This window comes from Flavobacterium sp. GT3P67 (assembly GCF_004349155.1).
GTDB lineage: Bacteria > Bacteroidota > Bacteroidia > Flavobacteriales > Flavobacteriaceae > Flavobacterium > Flavobacterium ranwuense.
The window spans coordinates 1-17584 of the sequence record NZ_SMLF01000020.1 but is presented as its reverse complement, the minus strand read 5'-3'; the positions used below and the strand labels follow the sequence as shown (position 1 = coordinate 17584).

Genomic DNA, 17584 nt, shown 5'->3' with positions numbered 1-17584 from the left:
AACTACGCAAATGAACAACTACTATATATTGAAATCAAAATTTATTAAGGACTAAAATTGTAGTTTGATTAATGAAAATCAATAATATTCAAAATCATTTAGAATATTTGTATTCTCATTTCAGGCCCTGATTAATGTTTATATAATTATTTGTATTTTTTTTAAATTTTAAACTATTGATTTTCAGAATAATGTATTTTGGGTCTAATAAGTCATTTCTAATTAGATTAGTTAATACACCTTCAATTCAATTATGAAAATTAGGCAACAAAAAAAGCAGCAAGATATCTTGCTGCTTTTTTTAATTAAAAAATAAATAAACTATTCAGTCAAAATTGAATCTGTAGTGAAAACATTCAATTCCATCATACATTTTTTCATCATTTGATACGTTCTTTCAATGTCATTATCTAGACCGATAGAAAAACGGATTAAACCATCAGTCAATCCCATTTCTATTTGTTCCTCCATAGGAATCTCGCTGGAAGTTGAAGTTCCTGGTGCGCTAAATAACGTTTTATAAAATCCTAAACTTACCGCAAGATAACCTAGATTTTTGGCTTGCATCAATTCCATCAATGCATTGGCTTTTTCCAAAGTACCAACATCTAAGGTCATCATCCCGCCAAAACCATATTCGTGATTAATCATTGACGAATACAGTTCATGACTTGGGTGGCTTTTTAAACCAGGATAAACCGTTTTAAGTCCGTCTTTTTCAAAACGTTCCGCAAGATACATCGCATTATGACTGTGTTGTTTCATTCTAATATGTAGCGTGCGCAAGTTTTTCATTACACTGGCAGAACGTAAACTATCCATCGTTGGTCCCAATAACATACTTGCACCACTATTTACATTTTTTAAACTATCAATAAATTCCTGTGAAGCACACGTTACTCCGCCAACAGTATCACTGCTTCCGTTGATGTATTTCGTTAAACTGTGAATCACAATATCAGCACCTAATTTTGCAGGAGAAACTGATAATGGTGAAAAAGTATTATCGACCACTAATTTCAAATTGTGTTTTTTTGCAATTTTTGCCAAACCGGAAATATCGGCCACTTCCAGTAAAGGATTACTCACCGTCTCACAGTACAAAACTTTAGTTTCGGCAGTAATTGCAGCTTCCACAACATCTAATTTTGTGATGTCAACAAAAGTGGTTTTGATGCCTAATCTTGGTGTGAAATTCTTCAAGAAAGCATACGTTCCGCCATATATAGTTCTGCTGGAAACGATGTGATCGCCAGAACCGCACAATTGCAACAGCGTAGGTGTAATCGCTCCCATTCCTGATGCTGAAACATTTGCTGTTTCGGTACCTTCCATCGCTCCCAAGGCTTTGTCTAAGTACAAATTACTCGGTGACGAATGACGAGAATACAAGTAGCATCCTTCCATATTTCCTTCAAAGGTATCGAACATTGTTTTTGCCGATAAGAAAGTATAGGTTGATGAGTCTGAAATAGATGGATTTACACCGCCAAATTCTCCAAAGTACTGCAAATCCTGAATGTTGTCTGCGGGATTGAAATTTTTCATGTTTTAATTTTTTAGGAGCTAATCCCGCTATCCATTGCAATCTTTATCTTTTTTAAAGAAAAAAAGAAAAGGATTTCCATTTCTATCGGGGCTAGGACATTTCGTTATTTTAAGAAACTTAATTCAAAATAAACACTTTGTAGATTATTAATCAATAGAAGTATGTAATAATAGATTTTAAAACTATTAAACTTAATTTTAAAAGTTAAATATTCTAAATTTGCATAAATAGTTAGGTAATAATAGTTTTTCTTTCAATAAGGAACCTAAAACTCATAACCCATAACCCATAACCCATAACTCATAACTCAAAAACATGACATTAGATCCAATAGATAAAAAGCTACTTTTTTTATTACAATCTGACAGCAAGAAAACAACCAAAGAACTTTCTTTAAAACTTAATCTTTCAGTTACTGCTGTCTACGAGCGTATAAAAAAATTGGAAAGGGAAGGAATTATCGATAAATACGTCGTGTTAGTCAATCGTTCGAAAGTCGAAAAAGGTTTTGTGGTTTTCTGCCATCTCAAATTAATACAACATACCAAGGAGTTTCTTACCAAATTCGAAAGCGAAGTGATACAACTCAAGGAAGTCCTTGAATGTCATCATGTGAGTGGTGATTACGATTATATCTTAAAAATAGTAGTAAAAGATATGGAAGCGTATCGGGAATTTTTGGTTACAAAATTGACCACATTGCAACATATAGGAAGTACACACAGTACATTCATGATTAGCGAAGTAAAAAACACTACGGTTGTTGATATCTAGAATAAATGTGAATTTTAAGCGGTATTCAATGATAAGTAAATGTTAATTGGTAAAAATTCGTAACAAAAAACCTTCTGAATTAAACTTTAAACAAAACTTAATTCCTTAATTTTGTGCAACATTTTATAAAACACAATAAAAAAATATACTATGAGTTCATTTGACGTAGTCATTATAGGTTCTGGACCAGGCGGATATGTATCAGCGATTCGTTGTGCACAATTGGGTTTCAAAACAGCAATTATCGAAAAATATTCCACTCTTGGAGGAACTTGCCTAAATGTAGGTTGTATTCCTTCAAAAGCATTACTTGCTTCTTCTCATCATTACAGTGAAATTGCTCATTTTGCAGATCACGGAATTGAAGTTTCCGGAGAAGTAAAAGTGAACCTTGAAAAAATGATTGCGCGCAAACAAGCCGTTGTGGATCAGACTTCAGGTGGGGTGAAATTTTTAATGGACAAAAATAAAATTACAGTTCTGGAAGGATTGGGTTCGTTTGTTGATGCTACACATGTTGCTGTTGCAAAAGCGGATGGAACATCGGAAACTATCGAAGCTAAAAACATCATTATCGCTACGGGTTCAAAACCATCTTCTTTACCATTTATCAAAATTGATAAAGAAAGAATCATCACTTCTACCGAAGCGTTGAAACTTAAAGAAGTACCAAAACATTTGGTAATTATTGGTGGTGGAGTAATTGGGATTGAATTAGGGCAAGTGTATTTACGATTGGGAGCGCAAGTTTCTGTTGTAGAATATTTGGACCGAATTATTCCTGGAATGGACGCTTCATTGTCTAAAGAACTGACTAAAGTATTAAAAAAACAAGGCATGAAATTCTACGTTTCACATAAAGTGAAATCTGTAGAAAGAAATGGAGAAGGTGTTGTTGTTCAAGCTGAAAATGCAAAAGGAGAAACAATTACTCTTGAAGGAGATTATTCATTGGTTTCTGTGGGACGTCGCCCGTATACTGATGGATTGAATGCAGATAAAGCAGGCGTGAAAATCTCAGATAGAGGAATGGTTGAAGTAAACGATCATTTACAAACTTCAGTTTCGAATATTTATGCTATTGGTGATGTTGTTCGTGGAGCGATGTTAGCGCACAAAGCAGAAGAAGAAGGTACAATGGTTGCTGAGATTTTGGCAGGTCAAAAACCACATATTGATTATAACTTAATTCCGGGAGTGGTTTATACTTGGCCAGAAGTGGCTGCAGTAGGACAAACTGAGGAACAATTGAAAGCTTCTGGTGTGGAATTCAAATCAGGAAGTTTTCCTTTCAAAGCTTTAGGACGTGCAAGAGCTGGTGGAGATTTAGACGGATTTGTAAAAATTCTTGCTGATGCAAAAACAGATGAAGTGCTGGGAGTTCATATGATTGGAGCCCGTTGTGCTGATTTAATCGCTGAAGCGGTTACGGCAATGGAATTCAAAGCATCTGCTGAAGATATTTCAAGAATGTCCCATGCACACCCAACATTTGCAGAAGCGATAAAAGAAGCTGCATTAGCCGCTACTGACAATAGAGCTTTGCATGTGTAATTAGAGAATCTGAAATTAGATAATTAAATCTCGTTTTAAAATAAAGAAACCCGTTCAATTGAGCGGGTTTTATTTTGTTATGAGGTGACTTTATTTAGCCTTTAGCTATAAATAAACCTTTATAGTTTTCCCAATGGCTGTAAATTAAAAACAGATTGCCTAAAAATAAGAACAAGGCAATTGGTATTCCTTCGGGGGACAAGAAAAAATTAATAAATAAAATGTTTATGGTTATAGGTAATATTAAGATATTGGCTAATGTAACATACCGTCCGGTAATAAAGGATAGTCCACAAAGGAATTCCATTGATTTTGCCAAGGGGATTAAATAAGTAGATGCAACTAAACCCACATTAAAAGCCTTGAAATTCCCAGTAACTTCAGGTTCCGGTGCTAATTTTAGAAAGAAGCTAACAGACGCATAAAGTAACAAAAGTCCAATTAAGGTTCGGATAATAATAATTGCAATTTTCATAGTATATGGTGTTTTAGAGGTTATATATTTGAGAATTATTATTTGGGTATTGCACTTTCATCCATATGCATAATTTCCCATTGATGCCCATCTAAATCGGCAAAACTATGTCCGTACATCCACCCATGATCTTGTGGCTCCATATAAATTGAACCACCAGCATCTACTGCATTTTTGAGCATTTCCTCTACTTTTTCTCTACTTTCAACATCTAAGGCTATTAATACTTCGGTATTTTTATGGGCGTTGCAAATTTCTTTTTTGGTAAAGTCTTTAAAACGTTGCTCGGTCACTAGCATTGCAAAAATATTTTCTCCTATAATCATGCAAGTAGCATGCTCATCAGTAAATTGTGGATTGAAAGAAAACCCAAGTGTAGTAAAAAAATCAATTGATTTTTTTAGGTCTTTAACAGCTAAATTTATAAAAATTTTTGAAACCATAATGAGAATGATTAAACGATTAAAAGAATCCAAAATTTATCATACACTATCAAATTTACAAAAAAATAAACTAATTTTAGTATAATCAGTTATTGAAGGTTTATTTTTTGTTGTAATTTTGAATTTTAAACACCAATACTTTTTGAGAACTTCAATTTACAAGTCTATTTCTGATCCAAAATTGTTCAAACAACAACTTTTATTTTGGTCTCAACAATTTCGAGAAATCATTTATTTGGACAGTAATGATTATCCGCAAAAATATTCCAGTTATGACTGCGTTCTTGCGGTTGATGCATTTACCTCAATAAAGACTGATTATCACAATGCTTTTGAGGATTTAAAACAATACCAGCAAATTACCAAAGACTGGCTTTTTGGCTATTTATCGTATGATTTAAAAAATGACATTGAGCAATTACAATCTACCAATTTTGATGGGCTGGATTTCCCAGATTTGTATTTCTTTCAACCTAAGAAGCTGTTTTTATTGAAAGGGAATCAACTGGAAATTAAATATCTTAATATGTGTGATGATGAAGCTGAGGAAGACTTTGAAAATATAGTCGAAAGTCGAAAGTCGAAAGTCGAAACTGGAGTAACAATAAAAATTCAGCAACGAATTCCGGAGGTGAGTTATCTTGAAAAGGGTTCCAAAATATTGGAACACATTCATCAAGGTGATATTTATGAAGCCAATTTTTGTATGGAGTTTTTTGCTGAAAATGCAATTATAGATCCAATCGAAAAATTTATAAAACTCAACGAAATTTCTCAGCCTCCATTCGCCGTTTTTTTTAAGAATAACAATCATTTTTTACTTTCGGCGACACCGGAACGCTATTTAAAGAAAGAAGGAGAGCTTATTATTTCACAACCTATTAAAGGAACGGCTAAACGATTTTTGGATGTAATCGAAGATGAGAAATCAAAAATACAATTAGCTTTAGATCCAAAGGAGAGAGCAGAAAACATTATGATTACGGATTTAGTGCGCAATGATTTATCTCAAACTGCACAAAAAGGTTCTGTTGAAGTACAAGAGTTATGTGGCATTTATTCTTTCTTGCAAGTGCATCAAATGATATCAACAGTAACTTCAAAATTAGATTCACAATATTCCGCTGTAGATGTGATAAAAACAACTTTCCCAATGGGAAGTATGACAGGAGCGCCAAAGATTTCGGCGATGAAAATTATTGAGGAACTGGAAGAAACAAAACGCGGTTTATATAGCGGTGCTGTGGGTTATTTTGGACCAAACGGTGATTTCGATTTCAATGTGGTTATCCGAAGTATTTTGTACAATCAAGAAAAAAAATATGTTTCTTTTTCAGTTGGAAGTGCTATAACTTCACAATCAATTCCTGAAAAGGAGTATGAAGAATGTTTGCTTAAAGCAAAAGCAATGCGAGAAGTTTTAAGCTAAATCAAAATGAATTAATTAAATTTGAACATGCTACAGAAATTCCAAAATCATCTGCTTCATAATTTCCAGTTCTTGAATGGAAAAAAAATCCTTCTTGCTACAAGCGGCGGGAAAGACAGTATGGTAATGGTACATTTGTTTCAGCAATTAGATTATAAAATAGGAATTGCAAATTGCAATTTTCAATTGCGTGGAATAGAAAGTTTTGAAGATCAAAATTTCGTTCAGGAATATGCCGCTACAAATGATATTCCGGTATTTATAACACAATTTGATACAAAAGCTTTTTCTGAAGATTATAAAATTTCTACACAAGTTGCAGCCCGCGAGTTACGTTATAATTGGTTTTATGAGTTATTGGAAACTGAAAAATTTGATTATATTCTTACGGCACATCATGCCGATGATAATTTGGAAACTTTCTTAATCAACCTTAGTCGAGGAACAGGATTAGAAGGTTTGACAGGGATTCCGGAACAGAATGAAAAAATAATTCGTCCACTTTTGGCATTTAGCCAAGAGGAAATGGAAGAATATGCCAGATTAAATAACATTCAATGGCGCGAGGACAGCAGTAATGCATCTGATAAATACCTTCGAAATAAGATTAGACATCATCTGGTTCCGATGTTAAAGGAATTGAACCCAAATTTCCTTTCCTCGTTTCACAAAACGCAAGCTTATTTGCAAGAAGCACAAGTTATGGTTGAAGATGCTTCGATTATGGTCTATCAGCAAGTAGCAAAGCAAAAGGAGGATGATATTTACTTTGATTTAAAGAAATTAAAAAAATTACCGAACTATAAATCGTATTTATACCAATGGTTGAAAGAATTTGAATTTTCGGCGTGGGATGATATTTATGATTTGGTCGAAAGACAATCTGGTAAATACGTTTTTTCTCCAGAATACCGATTATTGAAAGACAGAGATTCTTTAATTTTGAGTCCTATAAATTTCGAAAATAACGAAGAAAAATATTTCATTAATGAAAATCAAAAAGTAGTTAAAGTTCCCTTAAATCTTTCGTTTTGTAAAGTATCCGACATTAATTTAACAACCAACTCAGCTATCTTTGTTGACGCTGATAAATTACAATATCCGTTGATTTTACGCCGTTGGAACGAGGGAGATAGTTTTCAACCTTTTGGGATGAATGGTAAATCGAAGAAAGTGAGTAAGCTTTTTAAAGATGAAAAATTATCATTAATAGAAAAAGAAAACTCTTGGCTTTTATGTTCGAATGATCAAATAGTCTGGATTATTGGTCTTCGTCAGGATGAACGTTTTAGAATAGAAAACACAACAAAGAACAGACTTAAAATACAATTAGAATAATGAAGAAACTACTATTACTTATTGCTTTTTTGGCTTTTGCCAATGGGAATGCCCAAATTCTTGATCCTGCAAAATGGACTACCAAAATAGAAAAAAAATCAGAGAATAATTATATCCTTACTTTCAATGCTGTCATAGAAAATGATTGGCATTTGTATTCACAATTTACCCCAGATGGAGGTCCTTTACCTTTGGAAATCATTTTCAAAAATCAAAAAGGGAACTTTAACTTAGTTGGTAAAGCCAAAGAAAGTAAAACGAGAACTGCTTTTAATGATATATTTGAAGTTAACGAAACGTTCTTCGAAAAGAAAGCTCAGATCCAACAAGAAATCACAATTACAAATCCGAAACTTACTGAAATTAAAGTCGATTTTAATTATCAGGTTTGTAAAGAAGTTTGCATCAACGTAGAGAAAAATTTCACGTTCACAATTCCTGCGGTTTCAAAAACAACAGCAATAGTAGCAACAGATTTAACTCCAATAGATTCAGCGAAAGTTGATACTGTAATTTCCCAAACGGAAACAGCTGAAGAGCAAGTTAGTACTCCTGAAAAAGGGATTCCTCTTGATTCTAAACCAGCAACAAAAAGAGGATTGTGGTCTATTTTCTTCATTGCTTTTTTATCTGGATTTGCCGCATTGCTTACGCCTTGTGTTTTCCCGATGATTCCTATGACAGTAAGTTTTTTTACGAAACAAAGTAAAACAAAAGCAAAAGGGATTAGAAATGCCATTATTTATGGAATTGCCATCATATTCATTTATGTGGTTTTAGGATTTTTAGTGACTTGGATTTTTGGTGCCGATGCATTAAATGCGCTTTCAACTAACGTTTGGTTTAATATTATTTTCTTTATTTTATTGGTTGTTTTTGCTGCCTCATTTTTGGGTGCTTTTGAAATTATGTTACCTAATTCATGGGCTAATAAAGTCGATAATCAAGCTGACAGAGGAGGAATAATTGGAATTTTATTCATGGCTTTGGCATTAGCGATTGTATCTTTTTCTTGTACAGGACCTATTGTAGGAACACTTTTAGTTGAAGCAGCTTCTAAAGGCGGAATCGCACCAATTGTTGGAATGTTTGGGTTTTCCTTGGCTTTAGCCTTGCCTTTTATGTTGTTTGCGATGTTCCCGGGTTGGTTGAATTCATTACCAAAATCCGGTGGATGGTTGAATACCGTTAAAGTAGTTTTAGGATTTTTAGAGTTGGCATTGGCATTCAAATTTTTATCGAATGCAGATTTGGTATTGCAATTGCATTTCTTGGAAAGAGAAGTTTTCTTGGCAATTTGGATCGCTATTTTTGGAACGCTGGCATTTTACTTATTCGGAAAAATTACGCTTCCGCATGATAGCCCGATGAATCATATTTCGGTTGGAAGATTGTCTTTGGGATTAGTAGTTTTGGCCTTTACAATATATTTGATTCCCGGAATTTGGGGAGCACCTTTAAAATTAATTTCCGGTTTCCCGCCACCAATGACCTATAGTGAAAGTCCATACGGTGTAGGAAACTCAAAAGGCGGATCGAATGCCTCAGCCCAAATTTTGCCGGAAGGTGCACATTTAGGGCCACACGATCTTATAGCTTTTGAAGATTATGAAAAAGGATTGGCTTATGCCAAATCAGTAAACAAACCAATTTTACTTGATTTCACAGGATATGCTTGTGTAAATTGCAGAAAGATGGAAGATTACGTTTGGTCTGATCCCGCTATTCTAAAAATATTGCAAGATGAAGTAGTTTTAATCTCCTTGTATGTGGATGATAAAAGAGAATTGCCAAAAAGTGAGCAATACGTATCCAAAGAAACGGGTAAAGAAATTGTGAGTGTTGGAAACAAATGGAGTGATTTCCAAATCACAAGATACAAAGCTAATGCGCAACCGTATTACATCGTTTTAGATGTAGAAGAGAAAATGTTGTCGGATAAACCGGAAAGTTATAACTCAGATATCAATGCCTACAAAGGATGGTTAAGAGCAGGAATTGATAGATTTAAAAAGGCCAAATAATACCTAGGGTCTGGACACAAATATTGAACCGAATATTTAAACACGAATTGCACTAATTTCAACTAATCAATTATTGGAAATTAGTGCAATTCGTGTTTAAACTTGTTACATATTGACCTATAAAATCAATGTAAAGTCGCTTAAACTGTATCATTAACGGTAGCAAATAATACGGGCTTTTATTCGATTGTTTTTTCGATATAATCAGAATTTAAAAGATACAATGCGCCCATATATCTTATTTTGAATGCGACTAAATCCCCAATTTTGTAGTTCTTTTTAGAATTTGAAATATCAATAACCAACATGTCAGAACTGGCATCCACAATAGTGATATCAGTATCGTCAGATTCGATGTATTGTGGCTGCATGTCTAATAAACCAATGTCTAAAATGGCTCTGAGTGAAGTAATTCCTAAATCAGTGACATCATTCATTGAAAAAGAATTTCCGGCTACATTCTCGCCTAATTCACCTGTTGGTGTATTTGGTTTTTCGGTGATTTCTATGATTTCAGCATATAATTTGAAAACATCATTGTGCATTCCTTCGATGGTATTTCCTGTAAACAAATCTTTCCCAAAAAAGAGAGCTTCTCCTATTCGAAAATGATTGACAGCCATAGGTCGGGCGTTTTTAAGGATTAAAGGAATCGCAACGGAGGTTCCTCCGGAAACGAATGGAATACTGATGTTAAATTTAGCTTCGATTAATTGTTTGTATAAACTCAACTGAATCAACTTATCCTGTGTAGGCATTACACCACTAAGACAATTAAGATTGGTTCCAATTCCAGATATTTCGATATTAGGCATTTTTAAAATAGTGCCATAAAATTCTATTAATTCCTCACCCATAACACCTTCACGAAGATCACCCATTTCAATCATGATGATAATTTTATGAGTCTTGTTTTGTTTAACTGCTTCGTCCGAAAGTAATTGTATGGTATAGATTTCGGTGTTAAAACTAATGTCGGCATACCGCACAATACTCTCGATGCTTCGTTTTGCAGGAGGTTTAATGTAAACGGTTTGAATTTCGGGATCCAGTCCTTTAATTTTCTTCAAGTTACTCACTCTGGAGTCGTGAATTTCCCGTACTCCTAAAGCGATGATTTCTTTAAGATAAATTTTATTTCCACACAATAGTTTTGAAACTACTCCCCATTTGATGTTTCTGGATTTAAATGTTTGGTCTAAAAATTGATAATTTTCCTGTAATTTTTTTCGATATAATTTTATGAAGGCCATTTTTGATAATTTAAAACAAGTTATTTGAAGACAGAATTATTTAGTCAGTCTCATTTCCAGGTATTTATTGGTAAAACCTAAATTTTCGTATAGTTTTTTTGCCGGATTATCAGGTTCTACATGCAATGCAATATTCCCTTCGGTAATGGATATGGCCTTTTGCATCAATTGTTTTCCAAAACCCTTGCCACGTTGGCTATTGTCAACAGCGATATAAACCAAAATATTTTCTGGAATGTAATCTTTCATTCCGGTGTTGTTTAAAACTACAACGCCTACAATTTTTTGATCGTCTATTCCCACTATAATATTCCCTCCTTTGGCAGGATTCATGACATAATCAATACATTTTTGAATGTCTTCAATGGTATCGCCATATTGTTCTAAATGGGTATAAAGGAATAGTGCTACAATTTGATTGGTATAAATTGTATCTTCTCCAGTAGTAGCATTAATTTGTTTGAATTCCATTTTGTCTTTCTTTTTTGTTATAGTGATAAAGTGATATTGTAACGAATAAAATAAGTGAAATGCTTATTCCATAGAGGTTTGCATCTAAATGTTCCGGCAGTTTTATTCCTAAAGGTAGTTTATTCTCCGTAACAATTAGCAGGATTGTGGTTGCACCTCCAAAAAGCAGCTATTGGATGGCTTTTTTTCCAAAACAAAGCGCCTATTACCGGAACAAACAACCCTGAAACCATAAAGGCATAGGAGTAAAGCATCAGTTCTAATACATTTTGCATTTGAGAAGCTATTAAAATAGCAAGAAAACCAACGATCAAGGTGACCATTTGTGAAAGTCGGAGTTCTTTTTTATGACTTAATTCTTTTTTAGAAAATTTAGCAATAATATCGGTAACAATATTTCCCGAAGCCGCCATTAAGCAACTGTCGGCAGTAGAAAGTATGGCCGAAAAATAGGAAGAAAGCATCAGTCCCATTAATCCTACAGGAAGTATGGTTGCCAGTAAAATAGGCAATCCCATTTCGCTGTCCATAGTAGCTGCATCAGTAATGCCGTTAAACATTCCTTTGGTTGCCGCCACTTTAGCAAGCATTCCCAAAATAACTCCCATAAATGCCATTATTGGCCATTCAAAAACACCTGTAATCAACCATGCTTTTTTAGCTTCTTTCTCCCCTTTGCTCGCATAAATTCGCTGGTATAAAGTCATTCCTACAAACCAAATGGGTATAATGGTTATGGACCAATTTAAAATCTGATACCATTTCACATTGGTCAGCGACAAATATTCAGGTGATAATGTAGCTTTGATCGCGTCATAACCTCCAACGGCATTGTAGGCAACTGGAATTCCTATGAAAACCAATCCGCCAATCAGGACTAACCATTGGATTGTATCGGTATATATAACGGCTTTTAATCCTCCAATAGCGGTGTAGATTACCGCTATAAGTCCCATGACAATTAGTGCTGTTTGTAAATTAAGTCCTTCTATGGTTGCCGAAGCTAATTTGGCTCCAGCCAAAACCTGAGAACTTGTAAATCCGATATATCCAATAGCCGAAATAATTCCGGCCAGCAGCGCGACTTTAGCGTTATAAAAATGATCAAATATTTGCGGAAAAGTGAAAAACTTGTATTTATGTCCTAACGCACTTACTTTTGGAATAAGAAAAACGGCACTGAGCCAAGCGCCAAGCAGTCCGGTAAATAGCATCCAAGAGCCTGATATCCCCATCGTAAAACCAAGTCCGCCTAATCCTATTGAGAATCCACCGCCAACATCTGTGGCTACGACGGATAAACCAATGTGCCAGCTGCTCATATTTCGGCCACTTACATAAAAATCTTCTGCGGTTTTATTTTTGTTAAAAAAATAAACGCCAACTCCTAACATAGCCAGCATATAAACAACGAAGATTGCATAATCTATTATGTGCATATTTTTAATTTTCGATTATTTATTAGCCTGTAAATGGAATTTTTCCAAAAGGCAAAAGATGCAGTAAACTGCAAAAAAGATGATTTTTTCAGAATGATTTCTGAAATCAAGGAATCTTTATTTTGAATTAAAAGTTCACAAAAAGAGACTTTATTAATCGCAAAAAAATAATTTGGTATTTTACAAATGTAAGGTAAATTTATCCAAAAAGCCCCCTTAAAGTGTAGATATAGTCTTTTCCATAAAGAAATCAAGGGCTTTTTCTAAGCATTTTAGCAGTAAAATAAAAGCAAAAAATAATATTAAGAACCTGTAAATCATTTCATTACGATATAAATATTGTTTTTATTTTTGTATCATAAAGTTAAAATAATCTTTTTGTCAAAAAAAGGGCATGTAAATTTAAAAAGGTACTATTTGAAGTTTCTGAGATGAAAATTAACATCAAATATTGTATCATTGAATTCATTTTTTAGAAGAACAATAATCATAAAATACTATTTGATTGTTTAAAGACTTTTTTTATTTTTTTAAAAATCATGGTTCATGTTTTATAAAAAAAAATAAAAAAATTAAGAAGACTATATTAGGTAAGATTTTTTACCTTTAAAAACTATTTAAATTCAATAAATTTCATGAAAAAACTATTAAGTATTTCTCTTTTTTGTATTGGTGCAATTCTGTTTGCCCAAGACAATAAAACAAATTATGTATCTGATAACTATACCAAGAAGGAAGTGCATATTAAAATGCGTGACGGTGCAGAATTATTTACTTCTATCTACACTCCAAAAGATGTTTCTAAAAAATATCCAATTATAATGCAAAGAACGCCTTATAATTCTGGACCTTATGGAGAAAATCAGTTCAAAAAAAGTATTTCTCCCAGTGAAACCATGATGAAAGAGGGATATATTGTGGTGTATCAAGATGTTCGTGGCAGGTTCATGAGTGATGGTTTATATGACAATATGCGTGGTTTTATTCCAAATAAAAAAGGAAAAAAAGATACTGATGAAGCTTCGGATACGTATGATACGATTGACTGGTTGGTTAAAAATGTGGCTCATAATAACGGGAATGTTGGAACTTGGGGGATATCGTATCCCGGTTTTTACGCTACGTATTCCTTGTTGAGTAATCATCCCGCATTGAAAGCAGTTTCGCCTCAGGCTTGTATTGCTGATTTCTTTTTTGATGACTTTCATCATAATGGAGCATATTTGTTGAGCTATTGGAAAGTAACTCCATTATTTGGTCCTCAAAAAACAAAACGTACTACGGAACCTTGGTATAAATTCACGAATACGGGAACTAATGATGATTACCAGTTTTTCTTGGATGCAGGACCATTATCTAATTTAGACAAGTATTATGGTAAAGAAGATGAATTTTGGCAGCAGCTGAAAGACCATTCCAGTTATGATGATTTTTGGCAAAAACGTGGAATTTTGCAACATTTAAAAAATATAAAACCAGCTGTAATGACAGTAGGAGGTTGGTTTGATGCAGAAGATTTATACGGTCCTTTAAATACATATAGCACAATTGAAAAGAGCAGCAAAAATTACAACACAATCGTTATGGGACCTTGGAGTCATGGAGATTGGGCTAGAAATTCAGCAAAACAAGTGATTGGTAATATTAATTTTGGTGACAGTATTTCCGGATTTTATCAAAAAAATATAGAAGCAAATTTCTTCCGTCATTTCTTAAAAAATAATGGGAAAGGTGAAAACAAATTACCGGAAGCCTATGTTTTTGATACTGGTAGAAAAGAGTGGCAGACTTTTGCGCTTTGGCCTCCACAAAATACGGCAAAGCAAGATTTCTTTTTGCAAGATAACCGATTGTCAAAAATTGCAAAGAAGAATTTTGCCTTTGAAGAATTTATCAGTGATCCTAAAAAACCGGTTCCTTATTCTGAGGATATCAAACAACAAGGGCTTACGCCAAGAAAATACATGACCGATGATCAGCGTTTTGCTGCGAGACGTCCTGATGTGTTAGTTTTTGAAACAGAGGTTTTGAATGACGACACTACATTAGCGGGTGAAATTTTGGCTAAATTGCAAGTTTCGACTACAGGAACTGATGCGGACTGGATTGTTAAAGTGATTGACGTTTTCCCGAATGATGAACCGGAGACAAAAGAAGTTGCTCCTTATTTAAAGATGAGTAATTACCATATGATGGTACGTAGTGAGGTAATGAGAGGGCGTTTTAGAAATAGTTTCTCAAAACCGGAACCTTTTGTTGCCAATGAGAAAACGGCAGTAAATATCAAATTGCAAGATGTTTTTCATACGTTTAAAAAAGGACACAAAATTCAGATTCAAGTTCAAAGCACATGGTTTCCGTTTATTGATTTGAATCCGCAAACGTTTGTAGACAATATATTCTATGCAAAACTAGAGGATTTTAAAAAACAAACGCATAGAATTTATAATGATTCAAAAATTGAGTTTACAGTTTTAAAATAAAGACAAAAAGGTAATACAAATATCAAAACCCAAAAGAGGCTGTCCGTAAAGACAGCCTCTTTTTATTTATAAATTCTAAACAGATTATCTTTTAATTGGTTTCATGAAATTTTAATAATTAAAATAGAAAATAGCGTTAAAAAGGCAATATTTTTTTAAGTAATTTTTTTTATTTCTTCTGAAAAAATATAAAATATGTAGTTGGTAGTTTTTTTTATCCCTTTAATCGAAAATGTATTAAAAATTGGATTAATGTATTCTTAATTACATAAATTAGTATTTAAGTTTTTGAAAATTAGACAATTGTAATGATGTTTTTTATTGAAAAGACTTAAGTCAATAGAGATCTTATTCTATTGATTCTGCATTTTATAGTTTGACATATAGTATTCGTTATTTTATTATTTAAATTCAATTAATATGAAAACATTTCTACTCAAATCACATTTTTTAACGATTGTTTTTTTAATTGCAAATTTGTTTTTTGCAAGTGTAGCTTTTGGGCAGGCTGCAATAACTTCAGACCAGCCAGATTATAAACCTGGCACTATTGCAACATTTACTGGCGTAGGTTTCCAATCAGGAGAGTCTGTTCATTTGCAAGTTTTGCATTCAAATATTTACCCTGATGATACTGCAGATGTAGTACATGATTCTTGGATTGTTTCTGCAGATGTAAATGGTAAATTTGTGACAACTTGGCAAGTGAGTGCAACTCATTGTGTAGGTAAAATATTAAGAGCTATTGCTATAGGCCAGTCCTCGGGCGAAAATGTTTGGCATGAGTTTACGGATCCGTTAATTACTTCAACTAGTACAGGCGGTAATTGGAATAGTGGTAGCACATGGGTTGGTGGAAATGTTCCGCTTGCTGCTGATGATGTAGTAATTGCCGTAGGAGCAACTGTTACAGTTATTGATGATAGATCAGCTAAATCAGTTAGTATTTTAGGTGGTGGTAGTAACACTAAACTCCTGATTAATTCCGGAGTTATATTAACTGTTTCTGGGAATGTAACTATAAATGCGCCCGGTACTAACAGCATTACAAATGAATTAGCTGTTGGAACCGGAACATTAACTATTGGTGGGAATTTAAGTGTTGATGGAGCAAATGGAGGGGGTGGTAGAAAGGGAATTTTTTCAATATCTTCTGGAACGGTAAATTTAGCTGGGAATATTATTAATCCATCAAATAATAGTAATGCACAAATAGTTTTTTCAGGTTCTGGAATTTTAAAAGTTGCTGGTAGTTTTTCATGGGGAGGTAATTCAACATTTATACCCGGAACGGGAACCATTGAATACAATGGTGCTGCGCAAACAATTCTGGGCCCTGCTTCTTACTATAAACTATCAACCACTGGTAGTGGTATTAAATCAATGAATACAGGCATAACTATTGCTAATACATTTGATATTGGTTCAGGAACAACAGTTGATGCTTTAGGATTTACTACTACTATTTCAGGAGCTGCAACATTAAATGTCAACGGAACACTAAATTTTTCAAATTCAAGTGGTTTATTCCAATCTGGCACTACTGGTGTTACAACCTTAATCATGGGTTCAATAGGAAAAATTCGAACTGTTGATAACTTAGGTTTAGGTCCTGCAGCAAATGCTTCATTGGTTACACAGTCTGGAGGAACGTGGATAACATCAAGTATTAATTCCAATGGTAGTATTGAGTATTACTTGACGGGTGCTCAGAATGTAACGGCTAGAACATATAATAATCTTTTACTTAATAGTTCAGGTATAAAAACATTTGGTGGTAGTTTAATTATAAATGAAAATCTGTCTATTAGCGGTACAGCAATAGCAAATTTGGGAAATACTAATTCTACTGCAGGTTCACTAACTCTTGGCGGTGTTGCGCAACCCATAATGTCATGGGGAAGTACAGCTTCTGCTGCTATCCATAAAAATAGCACTTATTTTGGAACAACAGCAACAGGTATTTTAAATCCATGTGCTGCTATCACTGCTGCATTAAGCGGAACTTCTTCTATTTGCAACGGTAGCAATGCAATTTTAACAGTTACCATAAGTGGTGGATTAAGTCCTTATACCGTTGTGTATACTGGCGGGACCGGAGGCACCGTAACTTCCTATATCAGCGGAAGCAATATTTCTGTTAGCCCTATTTCAAATACAACATACACACTTATTTCTGTTACTGATGCCAATGGCTGCGCAGCTACTGTAACTGGTTCGGCAGTGGTAACAGTGAATACAGTACCTGTATTAGGAACAATTGGAAATAAAAACGTGAACGAACAGGCAATTTTGTCCTTCACCGCTACGTCCAGTGATCAGGATGTTCCATCCCAAACATTGACCTATACA

At 33.9% G+C, this 17584-nt stretch carries 13 protein-coding genes; 7 read left to right on the top strand and 6 right to left on the bottom strand.

Features of this window, described 5'->3' with window-relative positions; translation table 11 throughout:
• Window positions 1-321 precede the first annotated feature (321 nt).
• Window positions 322-1548, bottom strand: coding sequence for an aminotransferase class I/II-fold pyridoxal phosphate-dependent enzyme (locus E0H99_RS16965; RefSeq protein WP_131998460.1), 1227 nt, complete (start codon window positions 1546-1548; stop codon window positions 322-324).
• 316 nt (window positions 1549-1864) lie between these two features.
• On the opposite strand from E0H99_RS16965, the gene E0H99_RS16960 reads away from it, so the two are divergent.
• Window positions 1865-2323 carry an Lrp/AsnC family transcriptional regulator gene (locus E0H99_RS16960; RefSeq protein WP_131998457.1) on the top strand — a complete coding sequence of 153 codons (459 nt, stop codon included), beginning with the start codon at window positions 1865-1867 and terminating at the stop codon, window positions 2321-2323.
• Window positions 2324-2473: 150 nt separating this feature from the next.
• Complete coding sequence (gene lpdA / locus E0H99_RS16955; protein WP_131998454.1) at window positions 2474-3877, top strand: dihydrolipoyl dehydrogenase; 1404 nt, start codon at window positions 2474-2476, stop codon at window positions 3875-3877.
• Between the two features lie 94 nt (window positions 3878-3971).
• Here lpdA and E0H99_RS16950 read toward each other — a convergent pair whose 3' ends face one another.
• Both E0H99_RS16950 and E0H99_RS16945 read right to left on the bottom strand, forming a co-directional pair.
• Window positions 3972-4352 (bottom strand): DoxX family protein, encoded by a 381-nt coding sequence (locus E0H99_RS16950; RefSeq protein ID WP_131998451.1) that lies wholly within the window; start codon window positions 4350-4352, stop codon window positions 3972-3974.
• 38 nt (window positions 4353-4390) lie between these two features.
• Window positions 4391-4795, bottom strand: coding sequence for a VOC family protein (locus E0H99_RS16945; RefSeq protein WP_131998448.1), 405 nt, complete (start codon window positions 4793-4795; stop codon window positions 4391-4393).
• A gap of 142 nt (window positions 4796-4937) precedes the next feature.
• Between E0H99_RS16945 and E0H99_RS16940 the strand changes: the two genes are divergently transcribed.
• From E0H99_RS16940 to E0H99_RS16930, 3 genes are read left to right on the top strand one after another with little or no spacing between them, the layout of a single operon-like run.
• Window positions 4938-6224, top strand: a complete 1287-nt coding sequence (locus E0H99_RS16940) for an anthranilate synthase component I family protein (protein WP_131998445.1) — start codon at window positions 4938-4940, stop codon at window positions 6222-6224.
• 27 nt (window positions 6225-6251) lie between these two features.
• Entirely contained in the window at window positions 6252-7562 is a 1311-nt protein-coding gene (tilS, locus tag E0H99_RS16935) for a tRNA lysidine(34) synthetase TilS (protein WP_131998442.1), read from the top strand.
• Complete coding sequence (locus E0H99_RS16930) at window positions 7562-9586, top strand: protein-disulfide reductase DsbD family protein (protein WP_131998439.1); 2025 nt, start codon at window positions 7562-7564, stop codon at window positions 9584-9586. Before tilS ends, E0H99_RS16930 begins: the two co-directional genes overlap by 1 nt.
• A gap of 179 nt (window positions 9587-9765) precedes the next feature.
• Here the strand turns inward: E0H99_RS16930 and E0H99_RS16925 are convergent, their stop codons facing one another.
• From E0H99_RS16925 to E0H99_RS16915, 3 genes are all read right to left on the bottom strand, one after another.
• Window positions 9766-10839 carry an alanine/ornithine racemase family PLP-dependent enzyme gene (locus tag E0H99_RS16925; RefSeq protein WP_131998436.1) on the bottom strand — a complete coding sequence of 358 codons (1074 nt, stop codon included), beginning with the start codon at window positions 10837-10839 and terminating at the stop codon, window positions 9766-9768.
• 36 nt (window positions 10840-10875) lie between these two features.
• Window positions 10876-11310 carry a GNAT family N-acetyltransferase gene (locus E0H99_RS16920; protein WP_131998433.1) on the bottom strand — a complete coding sequence of 145 codons (435 nt, stop codon included), beginning with the start codon at window positions 11308-11310 and terminating at the stop codon, window positions 10876-10878.
• A gap of 119 nt (window positions 11311-11429) precedes the next feature.
• Window positions 11430-12749: a sodium:solute symporter gene (locus E0H99_RS16915; protein WP_240723509.1), complete on the bottom strand. Its 1320-nt coding sequence runs from the start codon at window positions 12747-12749 to the stop codon at window positions 11430-11432.
• A 635-nt stretch (window positions 12750-13384) separates the two neighbouring features.
• Here E0H99_RS16915 and E0H99_RS16910 point away from each other — a divergent pair.
• Together E0H99_RS16910 and E0H99_RS16905 are read left to right on the top strand one after the other, a co-directional pair.
• Window positions 13385-15232: a CocE/NonD family hydrolase gene (locus E0H99_RS16910; RefSeq protein ID WP_131998430.1), complete on the top strand. Its 1848-nt coding sequence runs from the start codon at window positions 13385-13387 to the stop codon at window positions 15230-15232.
• A gap of 420 nt (window positions 15233-15652) precedes the next feature.
• The coding region (locus E0H99_RS16905) for a beta strand repeat-containing protein (protein ID WP_131998427.1) at window positions 15653-17584 on the top strand (1932 nt) is incomplete at its 3' end.

What these genes read in the sequence shown, in the direction of transcription:
- E0H99_RS16965 (WP_131998460.1), bottom strand. Translation starts at nt 1,548, where the DNA reads ATGAAAAATTTCAATCCCGCAGACAACATTCAGGATTTGCAGTACTTT.
- E0H99_RS16960 (WP_131998457.1), top strand. Translation starts at nt 1,865, where the DNA reads ATGACATTAGATCCAATAGATAAAAAGCTACTTTTTTTATTACAATCT.
- lpdA (WP_131998454.1), top strand. Translation starts at nt 2,474, where the DNA reads ATGAGTTCATTTGACGTAGTCATTATAGGTTCTGGACCAGGCGGATAT.
- E0H99_RS16950 (WP_131998451.1), bottom strand. Translation starts at nt 4,352, where the DNA reads ATGAAAATTGCAATTATTATTATCCGAACCTTAATTGGACTTTTGTTA.
- E0H99_RS16945 (WP_131998448.1), bottom strand. Translation starts at nt 4,795, where the DNA reads ATGGTTTCAAAAATTTTTATAAATTTAGCTGTTAAAGACCTAAAAAAA.
- tilS (WP_131998442.1), top strand. Translation starts at nt 6,252, where the DNA reads ATGCTACAGAAATTCCAAAATCATCTGCTTCATAATTTCCAGTTCTTG.
- E0H99_RS16930 (WP_131998439.1), top strand. Translation starts at nt 7,562, where the DNA reads ATGAAGAAACTACTATTACTTATTGCTTTTTTGGCTTTTGCCAATGGG.
- E0H99_RS16925 (WP_131998436.1), bottom strand. Translation starts at nt 10,839, where the DNA reads ATGGCCTTCATAAAATTATATCGAAAAAAATTACAGGAAAATTATCAA.
- E0H99_RS16920 (WP_131998433.1), bottom strand. Translation starts at nt 11,310, where the DNA reads ATGGAATTCAAACAAATTAATGCTACTACTGGAGAAGATACAATTTAT.
- E0H99_RS16915 (WP_240723509.1), bottom strand. Translation starts at nt 12,749, where the DNA reads ATGCACATAATAGATTATGCAATCTTCGTTGTTTATATGCTGGCTATG.
- E0H99_RS16910 (WP_131998430.1), top strand. Translation starts at nt 13,385, where the DNA reads ATGAAAAAACTATTAAGTATTTCTCTTTTTTGTATTGGTGCAATTCTG.